We start from the raw sequence: 16,429 nt of genomic DNA, 5'->3' as shown, positions 1-16,429 counted from the left end.
CGTATCGCGCGAGTGTGAATATAGCCAACCAGCACTTGTGATCTAGAGATGGCGCTACTGTGATCCTGTTCCTCACGCACGAATTCGCGTAGGGTCGACCGCGCACCACCCCCCGAGCTGCCGGAAGACGAGGAGCCGAGGAGCATGACGACAGGCCGAGTGGAGGTGACCGCGGCGGACATCGCCCGGCTCGCCGAGGTGAAACCGACCGCCGTCAGCAACTGGCGCAAGCGGCACGACGACTTCCCCCAGCCCGTTAGCGGCACCGACCGCAGTCCCCGCTTCGACCTCGCCGAGGTCGAAGAATGGCTCGGACGCCAGGGCAAAGCACGGCATATCGCGGTGGCCGAGCGGCTGTGGCAGAGCTTTGAATCCGCAAGGGCCGGCAGTGCTGCCGAGGACGCCCTGGCCCTCACCGGCCTGCTTCTGTTCCACCTCCACCGCCATCCCGGGGCACAGAGCCCGCGGGACAAGGCGGGCCTGGTCCAGCTGATGGCGCGAGCCGAGCACACCTTTGCCGAGGCGCTCGGCGGCACGGTCGGCAGTCTCGGCGAACTCCTCAGCGCCCTTCAGTACGAGCTCGGCGCCCGGCTGCTCTCCCTCCTGGTCACGGCCGCCGAGGCCGCGACGGCCGACGGCGCGCGCACCACTTTCGACGACCTGTGCGCCCGTTTCCTGCACCAGGGCTCACGCTCCGGCCTGGCGGCCACCCCCCGTGAACTCGCCGACCTTATGGTCACCCTCGCTGGGCCGCCCACCGACGGCGCGGTCCTCGACGCCTCCTGCGGCAGTGGAACCTTCCTCCTTGCCGCCGCCGACAGGGGCGCCACCCGCGTCCAGGGCCAGGAGCTCAGCCACTCCCTCGCCCTCCTCACCGCCCTCCGCCTGGCTTTCCGCAACACCGATCCGGTAGCGACGGCCGTCTCCTTCGACGTGCACACCGGCGATTCCCTACGCCGCCCCGCGTTCCGCCCCGGGCGTGCGGCGGCCGTCGTCGGTCACCCGCCATTCGCCGACCGCAACTGGGGTCACGAAGAACTCGTCGAACATGTGGGCTGGGAGTACGGCATCCCACCGCGCAGCGAGTCGGAACTGGCTTGGATACAGCAGGCCCTAGCCCATGCCGCTCCGGGCGCACCCGTGGTCCTCCTCCTGCCCCCGGGTGTCGCCTTCCGCCCGTCCGGTCGCCGCATCCGCCAAGAACTGCTGCGCCGCGGAGCACTACGCGCGGTGATTTCCCTCCCTGCTGGGTACGCGGCCCACTACGCACTCGCCCTGCAGATCTGGGTTCTGCGCCGCCCCGAACCGGGTGAACTTCCGCCTGCCCGCGTCCTGTTGGCAGACAGCGGGGAGGAGCAGGACCCGAGCATGCTGATCCAGGATCTCTGGGCGCGGTACGTGGCGGCAGCCGATGACGATGGCTCCTCGTTCCCGGCACGCCCCGGCGTGGCTCGACTGGTCCCCGTGATGGATCTCCTCGACGACGATGTCGACCTGACCCCCCGCCGCCATCTACCCCAGTCCGCCACACTCGGTGTGAGTGCCGAAACTCTGGACGCGGGCCGCACCGCCGTGGACGAGACTCTACGCGCGCTCAGGTCCGCGCTGCCCGCCGTCGGCGCGCTCCCTGGCCTGCCGGACCTGACCGAGGCGGCGCGCGCGGGCGTCCGCGTCGCCACCCTCGCCGAGTTGGCCAAGAGCGGCGTCGTGGTGCTGCGCCGCCCCACCCACACGGAGCGCCACCGTCCGCTTGCCGATGTCCATCGTGGACAGACCGGCTCTGCTCCGCCCCCCGCCCCTGGCCCCGGGGAGGCTCTCTTCCTCACCGCGCGAGACGTCGTGACCGGTCGGCCGCCGTCCGAGATCGGTCCGGCCCCCGACGACATCGTCCAGCACCAGCCGGTGCGCGTTGGTGACGTCCTGCTACCCGTCACCGCCCGCAGCGTCGTAGCCCGCGTCGCCACCGACGAGGATGCGGACGCCTACCCGGCGGCCACCCTTCACCACATCCGCGTGGCCAACACCGACATCCTGGATCCCTGGTACCTGGCCGGCTTCCTCTCCAGCGTGGAAGGAGCGCACCAGGCCGCCTCCACCACCAGCAGTCTCGGCTCCCACACTCGCCTGGACCCGCGCCGTGTCCGTGTCCCTCTGTTTCCCATTGACCGGCAGCGCGCGTACGGCGCGGCGTTCCGCGCCGTGGCCGACTTCAGCCGCCTCCTGCGCACGGCGCACGATATGGGACAGGATCTGGCCAGGGATGCCACGGAGGCGGTGGCGGAGGCAATGCGCGGCCGGGGCAGTGCGGAGGCTCACGATGCACCAGCCAGTGCACGGGCCCACGTTGCTCGGTGAATCCCCGCTCTTGCCACCACGGGCCTCCGGCTCTCCCGGTGTCACGAGTTCCTCTAACCCCAACTCCCAAGATTTGTAAGGACGTACGTACGTGGTGACTGATCCGAAGGCCCAGGCAGCCGCGGAGTACGCACAGGCGACGAAGCTCGCGAACCTCATCTGGGAGGTGGCGGACTTGTTGCGGGGCGAGTACAAGCGCTCGGACTACGGCAAGGTGATCCTGCCCTTCACTGTGCTGCGACGCCTTGAATGTGTACTGGCGCCAACACGGAACGAGGTAGTCTCCGAGTTCAGGCGGCTGACGGCCCTGGGAAGAAACCCTCACCCATTCCTGCCGGCCAAGTCCGGCCATTCCTTCTACAACACGACGCGCCTCACGCTCGCCTCTATCGTGAGCGGCCACGAGGAAGAGAAAGCCAATCTGCCGCAGTACGTCCAGGCATTCTCACCGGATGCCTACGACGTGTTCCTGAAGTTTCGCTTCGAGGAGCAGATCCAGCACCTTGTGGACACGAAGCTCCTCCACAAAGTCGTGTCCGCTTTCGCTGGCTACAACCTTCACCCGAAGGCGATCCCCAACCACGTCATGGGGTACGCCTTCGAGGAACTCATCAGGAAGTTCTCCGAGGAGTCCAACGAAACCGCCGGTGAGCACTTCACACCCCGCGAGGTCATCCAGCTCATCACCCGCCTCCTCATCACCCCGGACCTCGGTGAACTCAAGGTCGGCAGACCCACGCGCACCATCTACGACCCGACGTGCGGCACGGGCGGCATGCTTAACTCGGGTCAAGACGTGATCCACGAGCACAACACAAAGGCCGACGTGTATGTGTTCGGGCAGGAACTCAACCCCGAGTCCTGGGCTATCTGCCGCTCCGACATGATGATCAAGAACCAGGACATCGAGCGCATTCAGCTGGGCAACACCCTCAGCGACGACAAGTTCGAGGACCTCCGCTTCGACTACATGCTCTCCAACCCGCCGTTCGGTGTGGCATGGAAGAAGGTCCAGAAGGAGGTAGAGGACGAGCGAGACAACCTGGGACACCGTGGCCGTTTCGGCGCGGGTACCCCGCGCATCAGCGACGGCTCGCTGCTGTTCCTCCAGCACATGATCTCCAAGATGCGGCCTGCGGAGGAGGGCGGCAGTCGCATCGGCATCGTCTTCAATGGCTCGCCGCTCTTCAGCGGCGCGGCGGGGTCCGGCGAGTCCGAGATTCGCCGCTGGATCCTGACGAAGGACTGGCTGGAAGCAGTCGTAGCCCTACCAGACCAGCTCTTCTACAACACTGGCATCTCCACGTACTTCTGGATCCTCACCAATCGCAAGGCGCCGGCCCACAAAGGCAAGGTCATGCTGGTCGACGCCCGCGACCAGTGGGTCAAGATGCGAAAGTCCCTCGGGGACAAGCGAAAGGTGATCAGTGAGGAGCAGATCACGTATGTGATGAAGCTGTACGCCCAAGGACTGGAGATCGCCAAGGATGAGGCTCACGAGCTCCACGACAAGGTCAAGGTCTTCGACAACGACGACTTCGGCTACCAGCGCATCACCGTTGAACGCCCCCTGAAGCTGCGCTTCGAGATCACCGAGGACACGCTGGAGGAGGCCCGCGAGTCAACAGGCATGATCAAGCACTTCGGGGAGGCGGGGATCGAGCACTTCGTGGACGCCCTGAGGCCGCTTCTCGGGAAGACATGGTCGGGCAAGAAAGCCGCCTGGATGGCGGTCAACGCGGCCCTCGCCGAGGCCAGCATTCCGTGGAGCCGCAACACCTCCTTCCAGAAGGCGCTACGCGAGGTCATTGGCGTGCGCGACCCGGAGGGCGAGGTCCAGATGAAGAAGGGTGAGTCGGAACCGGACCCGGAACTGCGCGACTACGAGAACGTGCCGCTGGACCAGGACGTAGATCAGTACCTCAAGGACGAGGTGCTCCCGCACGTGCCCGACGCGTGGATCGACCACGAGAAGACGAAGATCGGCTATGAAATCCCGTTCACCCGCTACTTCTATGTGTACGAGCCGCCGCGCCCGCTGGCTGAGATCGACGCGGAGTTGAAGGGGCTGGAGGAGCGGATTCAGGGGCTTTTGAGGGAGGTTGCCGCATCGTGAGCTCGAAAGCAACCACGCTCCGAGCCGTGGCCGAGGTTGCACTGGGCCGCCAACGCGCGCCTCAGCATGCCTCCGGCAAGCACATGGTCCCCTATCTGCGCGCGGCAAATGTGAAGGACGGCGCACTGGACCTGAGCGATGTCCAGTCAATGAACTTCACTCCGGGCGAGCAGCGTATATTCAAGCTGCGTGCAGGAGACGTTCTCGTGACAGAGGGAAGCGGCAGCCTTGATTCCGTAGGTGCCTCTGCGGTGTGGAACGGTGAACTGGACGCGACCGTCTGCTTCCAAAACACTCTTCTACGCCTCCGACCTCGGTCAGGCACGGATGGGCGGTTCCTGATGTGGTGGGCTCGATCCGCATTCGGCGCGGGCATCTTCGCATCCATCGCCACGGGCGCGAACATCTACCACCTCAGCGCTGAACGGGTTCGTGCGCTCCCGATAAAACTGCCGCCCTTGGGCGAACAGCGACGCATCGCCGACTTTCTCGACACCGAGGTGGCACATCTGGACCAGATCCACGAGCTCCGCAGGCAGCAGATGTACACGGTCGATGAAGCAGCCGTTTCACGTGCATATGCCGCCGTGCGCGGACAGTCCATGGACGGCCCCCGCAAGGACAGTAAACTGCCTTGGCTCGGAACGGTCCCCGCCTCATGGCGAGTCGCCGCCGTGTCGCATCACTTCGAGGTCGAACTCGGGAAGATGCTCAATGAGGACCGAGCAATGGGGCAACATCTGCGCCCTTATCTCCGCGTCGCCAACGTGCAATGGGATCACGTGGACGTTGAGGAATTGGCGCATATGAATTTCCCCCCGCACGAGAGGCGGCGCTATCGCCTGCTCACGGGTGACGTGCTCGTGTGTGAAGGTGGTAGCTGGCCGGGCCGAGCTGCCATCTGGTACGGACAGGTTCCCGAGATGTTCTACCAGAAGGCGCTGCACCGCATCCGCCCTCGTGGGACTGATCTTCCACGCTGGCTGTATTACTGCCTGCTGGTGGCCGAGCGGCTCCGCGTGTTCGCTGTGCAAGGCAATGCGAGCACCATGACCCACCTCACCCGTGAGCAACTCCGCCCGCAGCGCTTTCCGTTCCCTGACCCAGCCATTCAGCGAAAGCTCGTTGAGATGCTCGACGCGGCAGCGCAGACTGACCGTGAGGCTAAGGCGCTTCTCCAACGCCAACTCGATGTGCTCGCCGAACGCCGCCAGGCCGTCATCACCGCAGCGGTAACTGGTCAGCTCGACGTCACCACCGCCCGAGGAGTGGAGGCCCCGTGACCCTCACCAACGCCCCCGCCACCTTCGCACAACGACGCCCCGACTCCGAGTACGCCTTTGAGCGGACCATCGTCGGGGCCCTCACCGCCTCCGGCTGGCACGAGGGCGAGCGAGGGCAGAGCGCCTACAACGCCAAGCTCGGTCTCGACACGGCCCAATTGCGGACCTTCCTCGACGCCACGCAGCCCGCCATCCTGGAGCGGCTCAAAGAGTTCACCGGCGAGACAGAGAGCCCCGAGGCCACCGACGTCGTCATGCGTGAGTTCGGCAAGCTGCTCGCCCGCGAGATCGACGCACGCGGCACGCTCGACGTGCTGCGCAATGGCGTCAAGGACCGCGGCCTGCACATTGAGCTTGCCTACTTCCTGCCAGCGCACGCCATCGCCGATAACGCGTTCCACAACTACCGGTGCAACCGCCTGACGGTGACCCCACGCCTACGCTATTCACCCGACCACACCCGTGAACTCGACCTGGTGCTATTCCTGAACGGGCTTCCCCTCGCGACGGCCGAGATCAAGAGCTCGGCGTCCCAAAACCCCCAGAACGTCGAGGACGCGAAGCGCCAGTACCGCACCACCCGCAATCCGAAGGACCTGATCTTCGCGAAGCGGGCCCTCGTGCACTTCGCGGTCGATGAGATGCTCGTCTTCCTCACCACACGTCTCCAGGGCGAGAAGACGCTCTTCCTCCCCTTCAACCAGGGGTCGAAGGGGCCCGGCAATCCTGGAGGCGCAGGCAACCCGCCCCTTCCCGACCGTGAGAAGGGACCGGCTTACCGCACCGCCTACCTCTGGGAGGAGGTCTGGCAGCCGGACAACTGGATGGCAATCATCAAGCGGTTCTTGCACGTCGAGGACCCGAGGAACAAGAAGGGCGCCGCGAAGAGCGGCCGGCCGCGTCGTGTGTCCGTGCACGACCGGACCCTGATCTTCCCCCGTTACCACCAGTGGGACGCCGTCCGCCGCCTCACCACCCACGCCGCCTACCACGGCTCGGGCCAGAACTATCTCGTCGAGCACTCCGCCGGTTCAGGCAAATCCAACACCATCGGCTGGCTCGCCCACCACCTGTCCGTGCTGCACGGCTCCGCCGAGCCAGGCGCGCTCGATCCGAAAGCCGTCGCTGAAGGGCGTGTCGAGGCCGACAAGCCTCTCTTCCACAAGATCGTGGTCGTCACGGACCGGACCGTCCTGGACGACCAGCTTCAGGACACCATCTACCAGTTCGACCACACGCCGGGCGTGGTCCGCCCAGTCAAGGGAACCGAAGGCGCCAAGTCTCAGCAGGTCGCCCAAGCCCTTGGTGACACCGGCACGAAGATCATAATCGTCACGGCGCAGACCTTCCCCTACATCCTTGAAGGCGTCACCGGCCTCAAGGACAAGCGGATCGCAATCATCGTGGACGAGGCTCACTCCGGCCAGACCGGCAGCTCTGTGCCAAAGATGCGCAAGGTACTGCGCGGACTCGGAGCAGAGGAGAAGGCCGGCAAGGACGAGGAGGAGTTCCTGACCTCCTCGGCTGCCGCACGCCAGATGCACCCGATGCTGTCGTACTTCGCCTTTACCGCGACGCCCAAGAAGAAGACCCTCAACCTCTTCGGCGTCACCGATCCCGACACCAAGCTCAAGCGCGGGTTCCACATCTATTCCATGAAGCAGGCCATCGAGGAGGGCTTCATCCTCGATCCCCTTCGCAACTACACCCGCTATACGACCCATTGGCGGGTCGCCAAGGACGGTGCCGAGCAGATCGAGGTGGACGAGCACAAAGCCAAGGGCGAGCTCGCCAAGTTCGTCTATCTCAACCCAACCACCCTCGCCCAGCACGCTGAGATCATCGTCGAACACTTCGCAGTGCACGGGCGCCGCAGGCTCGGCGGGCGGGCCAAGGCGATGGTCGTCACCCGGTCCCGGCCAGCCGCCTACAAGATGTACAAGCATCTGGTGCAGGCCGCCAAGGACCTGGATTGCGCGGACCTCGGCGTGCTCGTCGCCTTCTCCGGTGAGCTGGAGGTGGAGAAGGAGATGGACGGGGTCGTCACTAAGGTCAAAGTCACCGAAGCCGAGCTCAATGGCGTCTCCGAGAAAGAACTCCCCGACGCCTTCGCCTACACCCGCGCCGACGACCGCTACGCCGCCCTGCGCACCGGAAAGCCGGGCGGCGCGCCGCTACGCACCGAGTACCGCATCCTGGTTGTCGCGGAGAAGTACCAGACCGGCTTCGACCAGCCCCTCCTCACCCACATGTATATCGAAAAGCCGCTGACCGACGTCGCCGCCGTCCAGACCCTTTCCCGCCTCAACCGTACCCACTCGCGTAAGAGCCAGGAGGATCTGTTCGTCCTGGACTTCGTCAACGACCCCGAGGACATCAAGAAGGAGTACGCCCCTTACTTCAAGGAGGCTCGCACCGAGCCCGCCGATGTCAACCTCCTCTACGGTTCCCAGCGCAAGGTGATGGCCCACCAGTTGCTGTACGAGGACGAGATGGACGCCTTCGTCCGGGCCCTGGCCACGGCACAAGCGGCCGACGGGTCCGCCACCGTCGGTGAGCCGGGCGCCCGCCGCTGGGAGAAGGCCCACGCGGCGCTCTATCGCCACACCGACGCCGCCTACGCCCGCTTTGTCGAGCACCAGGAAAAGACCCGTGACGACGCCGAGGAGTTCCGCGCTGACCTGCGCGCCTTCCTACGCCAGTACGGCTTCCTGTCCCAGCTCATGCCACGTGTCGACATCGGCCTCGAACGCCTCTACCTCTATGGCAAGCATCTCGCCAACATCTTGCCACCGCCGCCGTACGACCCCTCCCTCGACGTAGGGGAGATGGACCTCACTCACATGCGGGTCACGAAGGTAGGTGACTACGACATCAGCCTCACTGATGCGGACGTCGAAGACCTCGGCCCGTACGGTGCCGAAGGCACGGGCAGCCACCGAGACCCGGACAAGGTCCTCCTCTCAGAGCTCATCGAGGAGTTCAACGTCCGCCACGGCCTCGGGCTGAGCGAGGCCGACCGCGTGATGTACGAAGAGCGCGTCGTCGCTGCCGCAGAAGATCCGGACCTGGAGGATGCCGCCCTTGCCGCCCGGAACGAGGGCGACTTCGAGCATCCCTTCAACAAGAGATTCCGTGACATCATGATCGAACGGGCCGAGGCGGACACCAAGTTCACCGAACGCTATTTCTCCGACGCAGAGTTCCAGGGGCAGCTCCTCCAGGAGGCCCGCACGGCCGCATACCGTCTGATCCGGCGCCGCCACAACCTCCCCGACACCCGCTGAGCCCATTGCGTGGGTACGACGAAGGGGCGACCGCCAGCAGATGCCCACCGAACGCCCCCTCCGCGTGTACCTTCCGATCATCCCTCCGTCTCTTCCTCGGTGGCCAGCCACTCCATGGCCATGTCGTACAGGGACTTCTTACCACCGACGACCCAGCGTGCCGGCCCTTGCACAGCAGTGGGGGACTGTTCCCAGCCGGCTAGCTCCCAGATCCTGTTGACAAGGCCGCTCGCCGAGTAGGAGGTGCCGTCGTAGGCCCACACCAGCGGCTTGGAACGGTCGTTCGTCCAACTCGCCTGCTCCCTGCGAGGGTCGGCGGTCAGCCAGTCCCGTACCTCTTTCTCCTCCGTACTGTTCAGTGGTACGTACTGGACCGGAGTGCCCTCTGCCAGGAGCCGGGCGGTCACCAGGGTCGGTACCGCGTTCGGTCGGCGTGGGCGGCGCGGCTGCGGGGTGGACGGTTGGTAGGTCTCGGGGACCTCCGAAACGGGCTGCCCCGCCCGCACCATTGGCAGGACAAGGCCGACGAGTTCCTTGCAGCGGTCCTCGTTGGTGAAGGTGCTGGTGAGGAAGGACTGCGGTCCGTAGACCGTGTCGATCTGGTGGATGAGCCAGTCCACGACTGGTCTGACCAGGTCCGGGACGCGAGCGAGGAGGGGCGCGAGGTCGAACTTCGGGTCGTCGACGTCCTCCAGATCGGGGGCAAGGAGTTGGAAGACCAGATGGCTGACGAGCAAGTCGCCGCGGAGCGTCGTGTCGGCCGCCCGGCCACGCACTTGCTCGTGCAGCCGTTCCAGCGCCTCGCCGACCTCACGGTGAACCAGGACGCAGCGCCAGATACGCAAGGCGCTCGGCTCCTCACCGAACAACCGCGCGTAGTTCCCGAGCCGACCGCTCTCCCAGAGCAGGTCCGTCGACCTCTTGGCGCGAACCGCCAGTTCCGGCGTGCGGTGTGCACAGGCCAGCGCAACAGCTGCATCTGCCACCGAGCAGCCTGCTTCTGGCGCTGGATCAGCCTCGCCACGCTTGTACACGTACTGCTTACCAAGGGACAGGTCGAAGTCCTCACGGATGCGTGCCTGGGTGTCGTCCAAGGCGATGAAGTCCCGTAGCGATACGTCGTTCTGGGTGTTGGTGGTCTGTGTGATGCGTTTCGCGTAGGTGGCCCGCTCATCACCGAGGTCGCCCAGTGCGATCACCCGGACGCTGACATCTGCATCTTCGACGGTGTCCGGTGTCAAGCTCCGTGCCTCGTGTATCGAGGTAACGGTCTGGGCGCCATTCACGACGCTGACGTTGCCCAAGATCAGGTCCACCGGCTCATCGGGGCGACGTCGGCCGATCCAGCGCTCTTCGATGCTGTCGCACAGCACCGTGATGCCGTTATTGAAATACCAGAAGTTATCGGGCTCTTCGGCCAGTGTCTTCTGGATGCCCGAGTTGATCGGGGTCAAGCCGAGAGAGTTTCGGATGTTCTGCGAAAATAGACGGTGACCGTATGCGTCATACCATCCGGCCACTTCACCAGCCGCAACGGTGCCCTGGAAAGCGGTGAACGGCGTATCGCGCTTGATCCACTTCTGCATCCGCACGATGACGTCCACCGGGGCGGGCGAGCGGTCGTCCTTGAGCTGCTCCAACAGCTCACCCGCGCCCAGGAGCTCGTAGTCGAGCATGGGGCCGTGCCCGTGATGGTCCTCGACAGTGCGGTCTAAAACGTCCGTAGCGTGCTTGCTGAGCGGGTCGTCCCCAACGAGTGCGATCACTAGGTGGATCTTCAGGCGGGCATCCGCCAGCGCGGAGTCCAGTTGCGCGGTGAAAGGCTGCAGCTTGTCGTTGAACACGTCGAACTTGCGCTGCTCCAGCAAGCTGAGCCCGTCGACCAGCGCGAGGGCCGCAGACTGATTGAAGCCTGCGTTCCCCCGGTCGTTCCACTTCGCCTGGACGAGCCACACCTGGGCTCCATCGGTGACCGCGACTGCGTCGAGCCCGCCGTCGTCGTACCCATCGATGACAGCCTTCGCACACGTCTCGTGGTCCAGGCCGGTCTTACGGCGTAGCGCCGTCGCTGCCACTGCCCGTGACAACCATGCGCGCTCTCGGTCGCGGCCCGACATCTGTTCAAGTCCGGTCTCGTCGATGAGTCCCTGATAGCCCCGCTTGAGTCCCTCCTCTATCTGGTGCAGCTCCTGACTCGTCGTCCTCGACGGTCCCCGCCCCGTACCGCTCACGCTTCCCCCCGGCTCCTCGTTGCCACCCCGATTGTGCGCCGGGCCAGCGTAGCCCGACACATTCACTCACCTTGAGCAGCAACCAACTTCTGCATGAACCTGACGTACTCTCATTGAAAGATGGGTGCCCCATGACGTCGGGAGGACGCCACCACATGACCACGGGTCGGACCAGACGCATCGCCGACCGGTACGAGTTGAACGCGCTGCCGATGCCCGGCGGCATGGGCCTGGTCTGGGAGGGATATGACATCGTCCTCGACCGGCCCGTGGCCATTAAGCAGATCCGCGTCGAGAAGGCTCGCACACCCGCCGAGCTCGCTGTGCTGGTCGGACGGTTCCGGCGGGAGGCCCGTGTGACGGCGCGGATCGAGCACCCAGGGGTGCCCGCGATCTACGACGCGGCCATCAACCAAGCCGCTGACTCGCCCGACGAGGCGGCCGAATTGTACGTAGTAATGCAGCTGATCCGGGGCATGGACTTACGGGACATCCTCGCCCAGCAGGGCCCACTGCCCGTCGAATGGGCGGTCGCCGTAGCCGCGCAGATCTGCTCCGTGCTGTCATACGCGCATGCCGTACCCGTCGTTCATCGGGATCTGAAGCCGAGCAACATCATGATCGACGGCAACGGGGCTGTGAAGGTCCTCGACTTCGGTGTGGCCTCTGCCTTCGGGACTGACACGGCCCAGCTGACCGAAACCGGCCGCCCAGTCGGCACCCGCGACTACATGGCTCCCGAGCAGTTCCTTGGTGTCGGCGTCAGCCCTCGCAGCGACCTCTACGCTCTCGGCTGCGTCCTACACGAGATGCTCGCCGGGCGCAAAGCGTTGCGCGGAACCGGCGATGCCGCGCTGCGGCACGTCCACGACAACCCCGAACCGCTGCGTTCCCTGCGGGCAGACATCCCCGTTGAGCTGGAGCGGCTCGTCCTGGACCTCCTAGAGAAGAATCCCGACGACCGCCCCGCTGATGCGCATGCCGTCCATGACCGACTCGTCCCCCACCTGCCGTCACCCGGCACCAGTACCGCACCGGCAGGCCCGGCCGGCCTGGCGGATCCGACCCTCCCCTATCGCGCTCCCCTCGCTCCCAAAAGCCGCCCAGCCATACGCACCGGCCCTGGACCGGCGCGCCCCGCAACGCCCGCCGTTCTGTCGGACACGCTCCTCCAGGAGGGAGAGGAGGAAGCGGTGCGACTGTTCGAGGAGGGGCGCTTCACGCAGGCCGCTCATGTACTGGAGGAGTTGCTCGACCAAGCCGACCAACTCGACCCGCGCTTGTCAGAGACCCGGCGCATCCACGCGGGCGTCCTGCTCGCAGGAGAGGATTTCCGCCGCGCTCTCGACGCGTTCCGGCATTTGGCAGCTGAGGCGAAAGACGGTAGAGACCTCCGTGAATACCGCCAGCACATCGCGCTGTGCCTGGCAGCACTCGGCGAGCATGAGCAGGCACTGGAGGAGTATCGCTCCCTGCTGCGAGACGCCCCGGACGCCGAGGCGGTCGCGCTTCGGCAGAAGATCGCCGACCTTTTGTTGGCGTTGCATCGCGCAGGCGAGGCGGCCGACTTGTTGCGAAGCCTTGTGCGCGAGTTCCCTCCAGAACACCCCGCCGCAGTGCGCTCCCGCGAGCTACTCGACCGCATCCAGCTCGCGGGAGGATCCGCCGATTGAAGGAGCTGGCGACCCTACTGAGCTGGCCTCATTGGACCTCAAGGACGACATCCCTAGCGGGGAGCACCATCGTGGCACGTCGTGAACTCGGTCCGCTCACTGCGCTCGTTGTCGTCCCAATCCCCTCCGTCCCCCCAGTAAGTTCCGAAGTAGACGAACGAGGTGAGGATCGATCATGACAGCTGATCACGAGTACGAGGACGAAGACGAGCGTGAAAGCACAGAGTCCCTGGTCGCGGACTGGCAGGCCCATGTCGCGCACCTCCGGCGGACTGGAGACAAAGTAAGGTGGCTGCACGCGGAGTTGACACCGTGGCATGGCGTGCGGGATCGCGCCCACGAGTGGGACTGGATCGTGAGGGAGTTCTCGGAGGCGGCCTCAGGTGCCCACAAACGCGACTTCGAGAGTCTGATCTTCCAGACCGTGGAACTGCACAATCGCGGCGCCGGAGTCCTCAATCCAGATCACGGACCGAATCCAATCCCGTCCCCCTTCGTACGACGCATGCCCGCAGGCCAAGCCGAGATCGAAGCCAAACGCATGCAGCGTCAAGGCCGCCATGTCGTCACGTATCAGGAACACATCCGTCAATGTTTGGGGCATTTCGTCCTGGCCTGGACGGCCCTCATTGACGGCTGTTCGATCTGCGACTGGGACATGGTCGACGACGAGTTCCCCAAGCTCGCTCTACTTGCGGAAGAAGCAACGCGCGCCCACGGCATCTGGTCGTCCGTCGACCGATAGAGCGCCACATGCCGATGTGCCGCTCGGCTCGCGGCCGCAAGCTGAGCGGCCATCTCCCTGAACACACTGGGGACTCAAGAGCGCTCGCCAAAGGACATCACCCGACCCGCGTCTTCGGTAGATGCGCCGACATGGTCACCACGAGCGAATCTCCGCAGCTCACAGCGGGTACGTCACGACCAGCCCTTGATTGCGGCTCCCGCCCAGGACTCGAACCTGCGGCCAGCGATAGGTCCAGCCCGTCTATCGGAACCTGGGGGTGTCTCTTCCCGATAGCGGTTGGGTGGGTGTCTCGCGCAGAGTTCCCTGCGGTTGTGCTGCCGTCGCCTCTCTGCGGTGACGAAGGTGTCTCCCGGCAGCGTTCCCTACTGCCGCTGGAGAAGGGATATGGCGTCCTCAACGCGACCGAGGTCGATGAGGTGACGGGCCAGCTCCTGGCTGTTGGCTGGGGTATACGGCTCGAGTACGGTGACGGCCTCTTCGGTCCGACCGACTCCGGCGAGCAGGTCGGAAATCGTCCAGGCCGCATACCAGGTGTCACCCTGGGGGTGTGCCTGTGCCTGTTCGATCGCTTCGTCGAGCCGGCCGCAGGCGGCCATGAGGTGAGGCCGCGGCCTGAAGAACTCCCATTCCCCCTCGCCGTCATGGCGCGCCTTGAGGGCGTCAAGGTAGGCCAGGCCCTCCTCGGCGCGGCCGTGGTCGGCGTACAGGGTGCACAGCGTGTCGGTGATCCAGTCCTGCGTGCCGCCAGGTGATTCCGCGAGCGTGCGCATCACCTCGATCGCCTCGTCACGGCGACCGTGCCGGGTCAGAAGCTGAGCCAGTTGCACCGCGCTGTGATGGTGGTGGACTGGCGAGTCGTCCGTCTGGCGGTACACGGCGATCGCGCCTTCTATGTCACCGTGCTCCTCCAGCACCTCGGCGAGGCGTTGTGAGGCGTCCCCGTGGTCGTCGGACGCCGCGTACGCTCGGAGTTCCTCGAGCCGCTCGTGCCGCGCCAACAGATCGGCCAGCTGGTCGTGGTTGTTGACGGAGGTGATGTTCCGGGTGCAGCAGGGTGATCGCTTCGTCGATGCGGCCCTGGCGTTCACGGACCCTGGCGAGCAGGCCGATGGCCGTGTCCGGGTCGACGCCGCTGCAGCACCACGGGCTGTCGCACCGGTGCCCGGCGGGGATCCTGGCGGCCAGCAGCGCGGCGATGTCCTCGTCGCGGCCCATTCCCTCGGTGATGTCGACCAGGGCGGTGGCAAGGACCCAGTCCTCGATTCCGGCACTCAGCAAGGTGACCGCTTCGTCGCCGCCTTCCTGCCGGGCCAGCAGGCGCGCAAGGAACTCCAGCGGGTTCCCTCCGAACGCCGCGTACGGCCGGCTCAGCGTGATCGCCTCCGCCGCACGGCCCCAGCTCTCCAACAGCTCCGCCTGGGTCCGGGCAGCCGGCCACCAGCCCGTGGCAACGTATGGAGCGAGCACATCCAACGCCTGCGCCTGTCGTCCCTGGTCACCGAGCAGCCGCGCCCACTCCCGCGCACAGAACCATTCCCCGCGGCCCGCCTGGAACTTCACCTCCTTGCCGTGCCCCAGCTCAAGAAGCCTGGAGACCAGTGGTGGAGGAATGCAGCCGGACAACATCCGGGCCCTGTAGTCAAGATCAGCAGCGTCCATGACAGCGCACCATAGCCACTGCCCCGCCATCGGCTTGCGGCCCCCAACGGGGTGGCAGAACCACGCCACGCCCCCACGGACCCGGGTTGACCACGGGCCGTCCCTCTTGATCTTCAACGCTGAACGAACAAGCCCGACGGCAGCGGTCCGGTCGTCGCGGGCAAGCTCCTGGCCCGCAAGCGCCCCCACCTGATCCCGGTCTACGACAGGCGCGTCAAGCAACTCTTCAAGCGGCCGAAGACCGATCGCTTCTTCTGGGCCTCGCTGGCAGCGGCCCTACGGGCGGACAACGGCGCCTTCTACGACCAACTGGTCCATCTTCGCGACGAGGCGGGTATCGGAGAGGACATCGGTGTCCTGCGCGTATGCGACGTCATCGCCTGGATGCAGCAAGGCGGGCAGAGCCTGGCCGCAGCGACCTGAGCTGCCACGGGCGCGTATCCCGGCCACGCAACGCACGCGTCGGGCTCCTCGCCGACCTCCGACGCAGACCCTCTGCCGGTCTGCAACGGGGCTGGGCTGCTTGCGCGCAAGACGGAGCAACGCCCCAGCGCGGAAGGCCACGTCTTGGGCAACAGCCCCGCCCTTGACCACAGCTCCCGCCCCGGCCAAAAACCTATGGTGAAGCCGCGACCGCCTACCGCTCCAACCGGACAACCGTCTCGATCACCAGCTGCCCACTCCCGACCACCGGCTCCCCCCCGTTCCCATGTTCTGTGTCCCCCGCCGGGGGTTCGAACCTGCGCAGTGCGAGAATTGCAGGGGCCGTAATCACCATGTCATTCAACTCGCGTTTTCGGCAGATGCATCGACATAGTCACAACGAGCGAATCTCTGCAAGTCACAGGGGGTGCGTCACGACCAGCCCTTGATTGCGGCTCCTGCCTGGGACTCGAACCTGCGGCCAAGGGCTCATCGCTGACAGAGTGGGAGCCCCGCTCCACCAGGCGTCTCGCCTTCGAACGCGGCACATCGACTTTCGCCGGGCGTCGCCTGAAGGCCCAGGTTCGCCAACTACTGGCACCACATGCCAGCGTAGGCTCCCACCATGCCGATCATTGAATACCGGGGCGAGGC

General features: G+C 65.6%; 9 protein-coding genes and 1 pseudogene. 7 read left to right on the top strand and 3 right to left on the bottom strand.

The window, feature by feature from the left end:
- The first annotated feature begins 144 nt into the window (after positions 1 to 144).
- From ACZ4O3_RS01595 to ACZ4O3_RS01580, 4 genes are all read left to right on the top strand, one after another.
- Entirely contained in the window at positions 145 to 2,355 is a 2,211-nt protein-coding gene (locus ACZ4O3_RS01595; protein ID WP_467720779.1) for an N-6 DNA methylase, read from the top strand.
- 91 nt (positions 2,356 to 2,446) lie between these two features.
- On the top strand, positions 2,447 to 4,471 hold the full coding sequence (locus ACZ4O3_RS01590; protein ID WP_467720778.1) for a type I restriction-modification system subunit M: 2,025 nt from the start codon (positions 2,447 to 2,449) through the stop codon (positions 4,469 to 4,471).
- Between the two features lie 26 nt (positions 4,472 to 4,497).
- On the top strand, positions 4,498 to 5,754 hold the full coding sequence (locus ACZ4O3_RS01585; protein WP_467720777.1) for a restriction endonuclease subunit S: 1,257 nt from the start codon (positions 4,498 to 4,500) through the stop codon (positions 5,752 to 5,754).
- Complete coding sequence (locus tag ACZ4O3_RS01580) at positions 5,751 to 9,041, top strand: type I restriction endonuclease subunit R (protein ID WP_467720776.1); 3,291 nt, start codon at positions 5,751 to 5,753, stop codon at positions 9,039 to 9,041. The genes ACZ4O3_RS01585 and ACZ4O3_RS01580 overlap by 4 nt, the downstream gene beginning before the upstream one ends.
- A gap of 77 nt (positions 9,042 to 9,118) precedes the next feature.
- Here the strand turns inward: ACZ4O3_RS01580 and ACZ4O3_RS01575 are convergent, their stop codons facing one another.
- Positions 9,119 to 11,272, bottom strand: a complete 2,154-nt coding sequence (locus tag ACZ4O3_RS01575) for an AIPR family protein (protein WP_467720775.1) — start codon at positions 11,270 to 11,272, stop codon at positions 9,119 to 9,121.
- 155 nt (positions 11,273 to 11,427) lie between these two features.
- Between ACZ4O3_RS01575 and ACZ4O3_RS01570 the strand changes: the two genes are divergently transcribed.
- Both ACZ4O3_RS01570 and ACZ4O3_RS01565 read left to right on the top strand, forming a co-directional pair.
- Positions 11,428 to 12,945 (top strand): protein kinase domain-containing protein, encoded by a 1,518-nt coding sequence (locus tag ACZ4O3_RS01570; protein ID WP_467720774.1) that lies wholly within the window; start codon positions 11,428 to 11,430, stop codon positions 12,943 to 12,945.
- A gap of 175 nt (positions 12,946 to 13,120) precedes the next feature.
- Positions 13,121 to 13,690 (top strand): hypothetical protein, encoded by a 570-nt coding sequence (locus ACZ4O3_RS01565; protein WP_467720773.1) that lies wholly within the window; start codon positions 13,121 to 13,123, stop codon positions 13,688 to 13,690.
- A gap of 365 nt (positions 13,691 to 14,055) precedes the next feature.
- Here ACZ4O3_RS01565 and ACZ4O3_RS01560 read toward each other — a convergent pair whose 3' ends face one another.
- Both ACZ4O3_RS01560 and ACZ4O3_RS01555 read right to left on the bottom strand, forming a co-directional pair.
- Positions 14,056 to 14,607, bottom strand: a complete 552-nt coding sequence (locus ACZ4O3_RS01560) for a hypothetical protein (protein WP_467720772.1) — start codon at positions 14,605 to 14,607, stop codon at positions 14,056 to 14,058.
- Positions 14,588 to 15,352 (bottom strand): hypothetical protein, encoded by a 765-nt coding sequence (locus tag ACZ4O3_RS01555; RefSeq protein WP_467720771.1) that lies wholly within the window; start codon positions 15,350 to 15,352, stop codon positions 14,588 to 14,590. The genes ACZ4O3_RS01560 and ACZ4O3_RS01555 overlap by 20 nt, the downstream gene beginning before the upstream one ends.
- A 144-nt stretch (positions 15,353 to 15,496) precedes the next feature.
- On the opposite strand from ACZ4O3_RS01555, the pseudogene ACZ4O3_RS01550 reads away from it, so the two are divergent.
- A pseudogene (locus tag ACZ4O3_RS01550) lies at positions 15,497 to 15,775 on the top strand (DUF6308 family protein); the annotation flags it as partial.
- Positions 15,776 to 16,429: the final 654 nt, after the last annotated feature.

The organism is Streptomyces sp. NPDC026515, from assembly GCF_055567595.1.
This window is presented reverse-complemented; position numbering and strand designations above follow the sequence as displayed.

Excerpts from the sequence above, each read along its gene's own strand:
- ACZ4O3_RS01555 (WP_467720771.1), bottom strand. The coding sequence starts at position 15,352 with ATGGACGCTGCTGATCTTGACTACAGGGCCCGGATGTTGTCCGGCTGC.
- ACZ4O3_RS01570 (WP_467720774.1), top strand. The coding sequence starts at position 11,428 with ATGACCACGGGTCGGACCAGACGCATCGCCGACCGGTACGAGTTGAAC.
- ACZ4O3_RS01565 (WP_467720773.1), top strand. The coding sequence starts at position 13,121 with ATGACAGCTGATCACGAGTACGAGGACGAAGACGAGCGTGAAAGCACA.
- ACZ4O3_RS01595 (WP_467720779.1), top strand. The coding sequence starts at position 145 with ATGACGACAGGCCGAGTGGAGGTGACCGCGGCGGACATCGCCCGGCTC.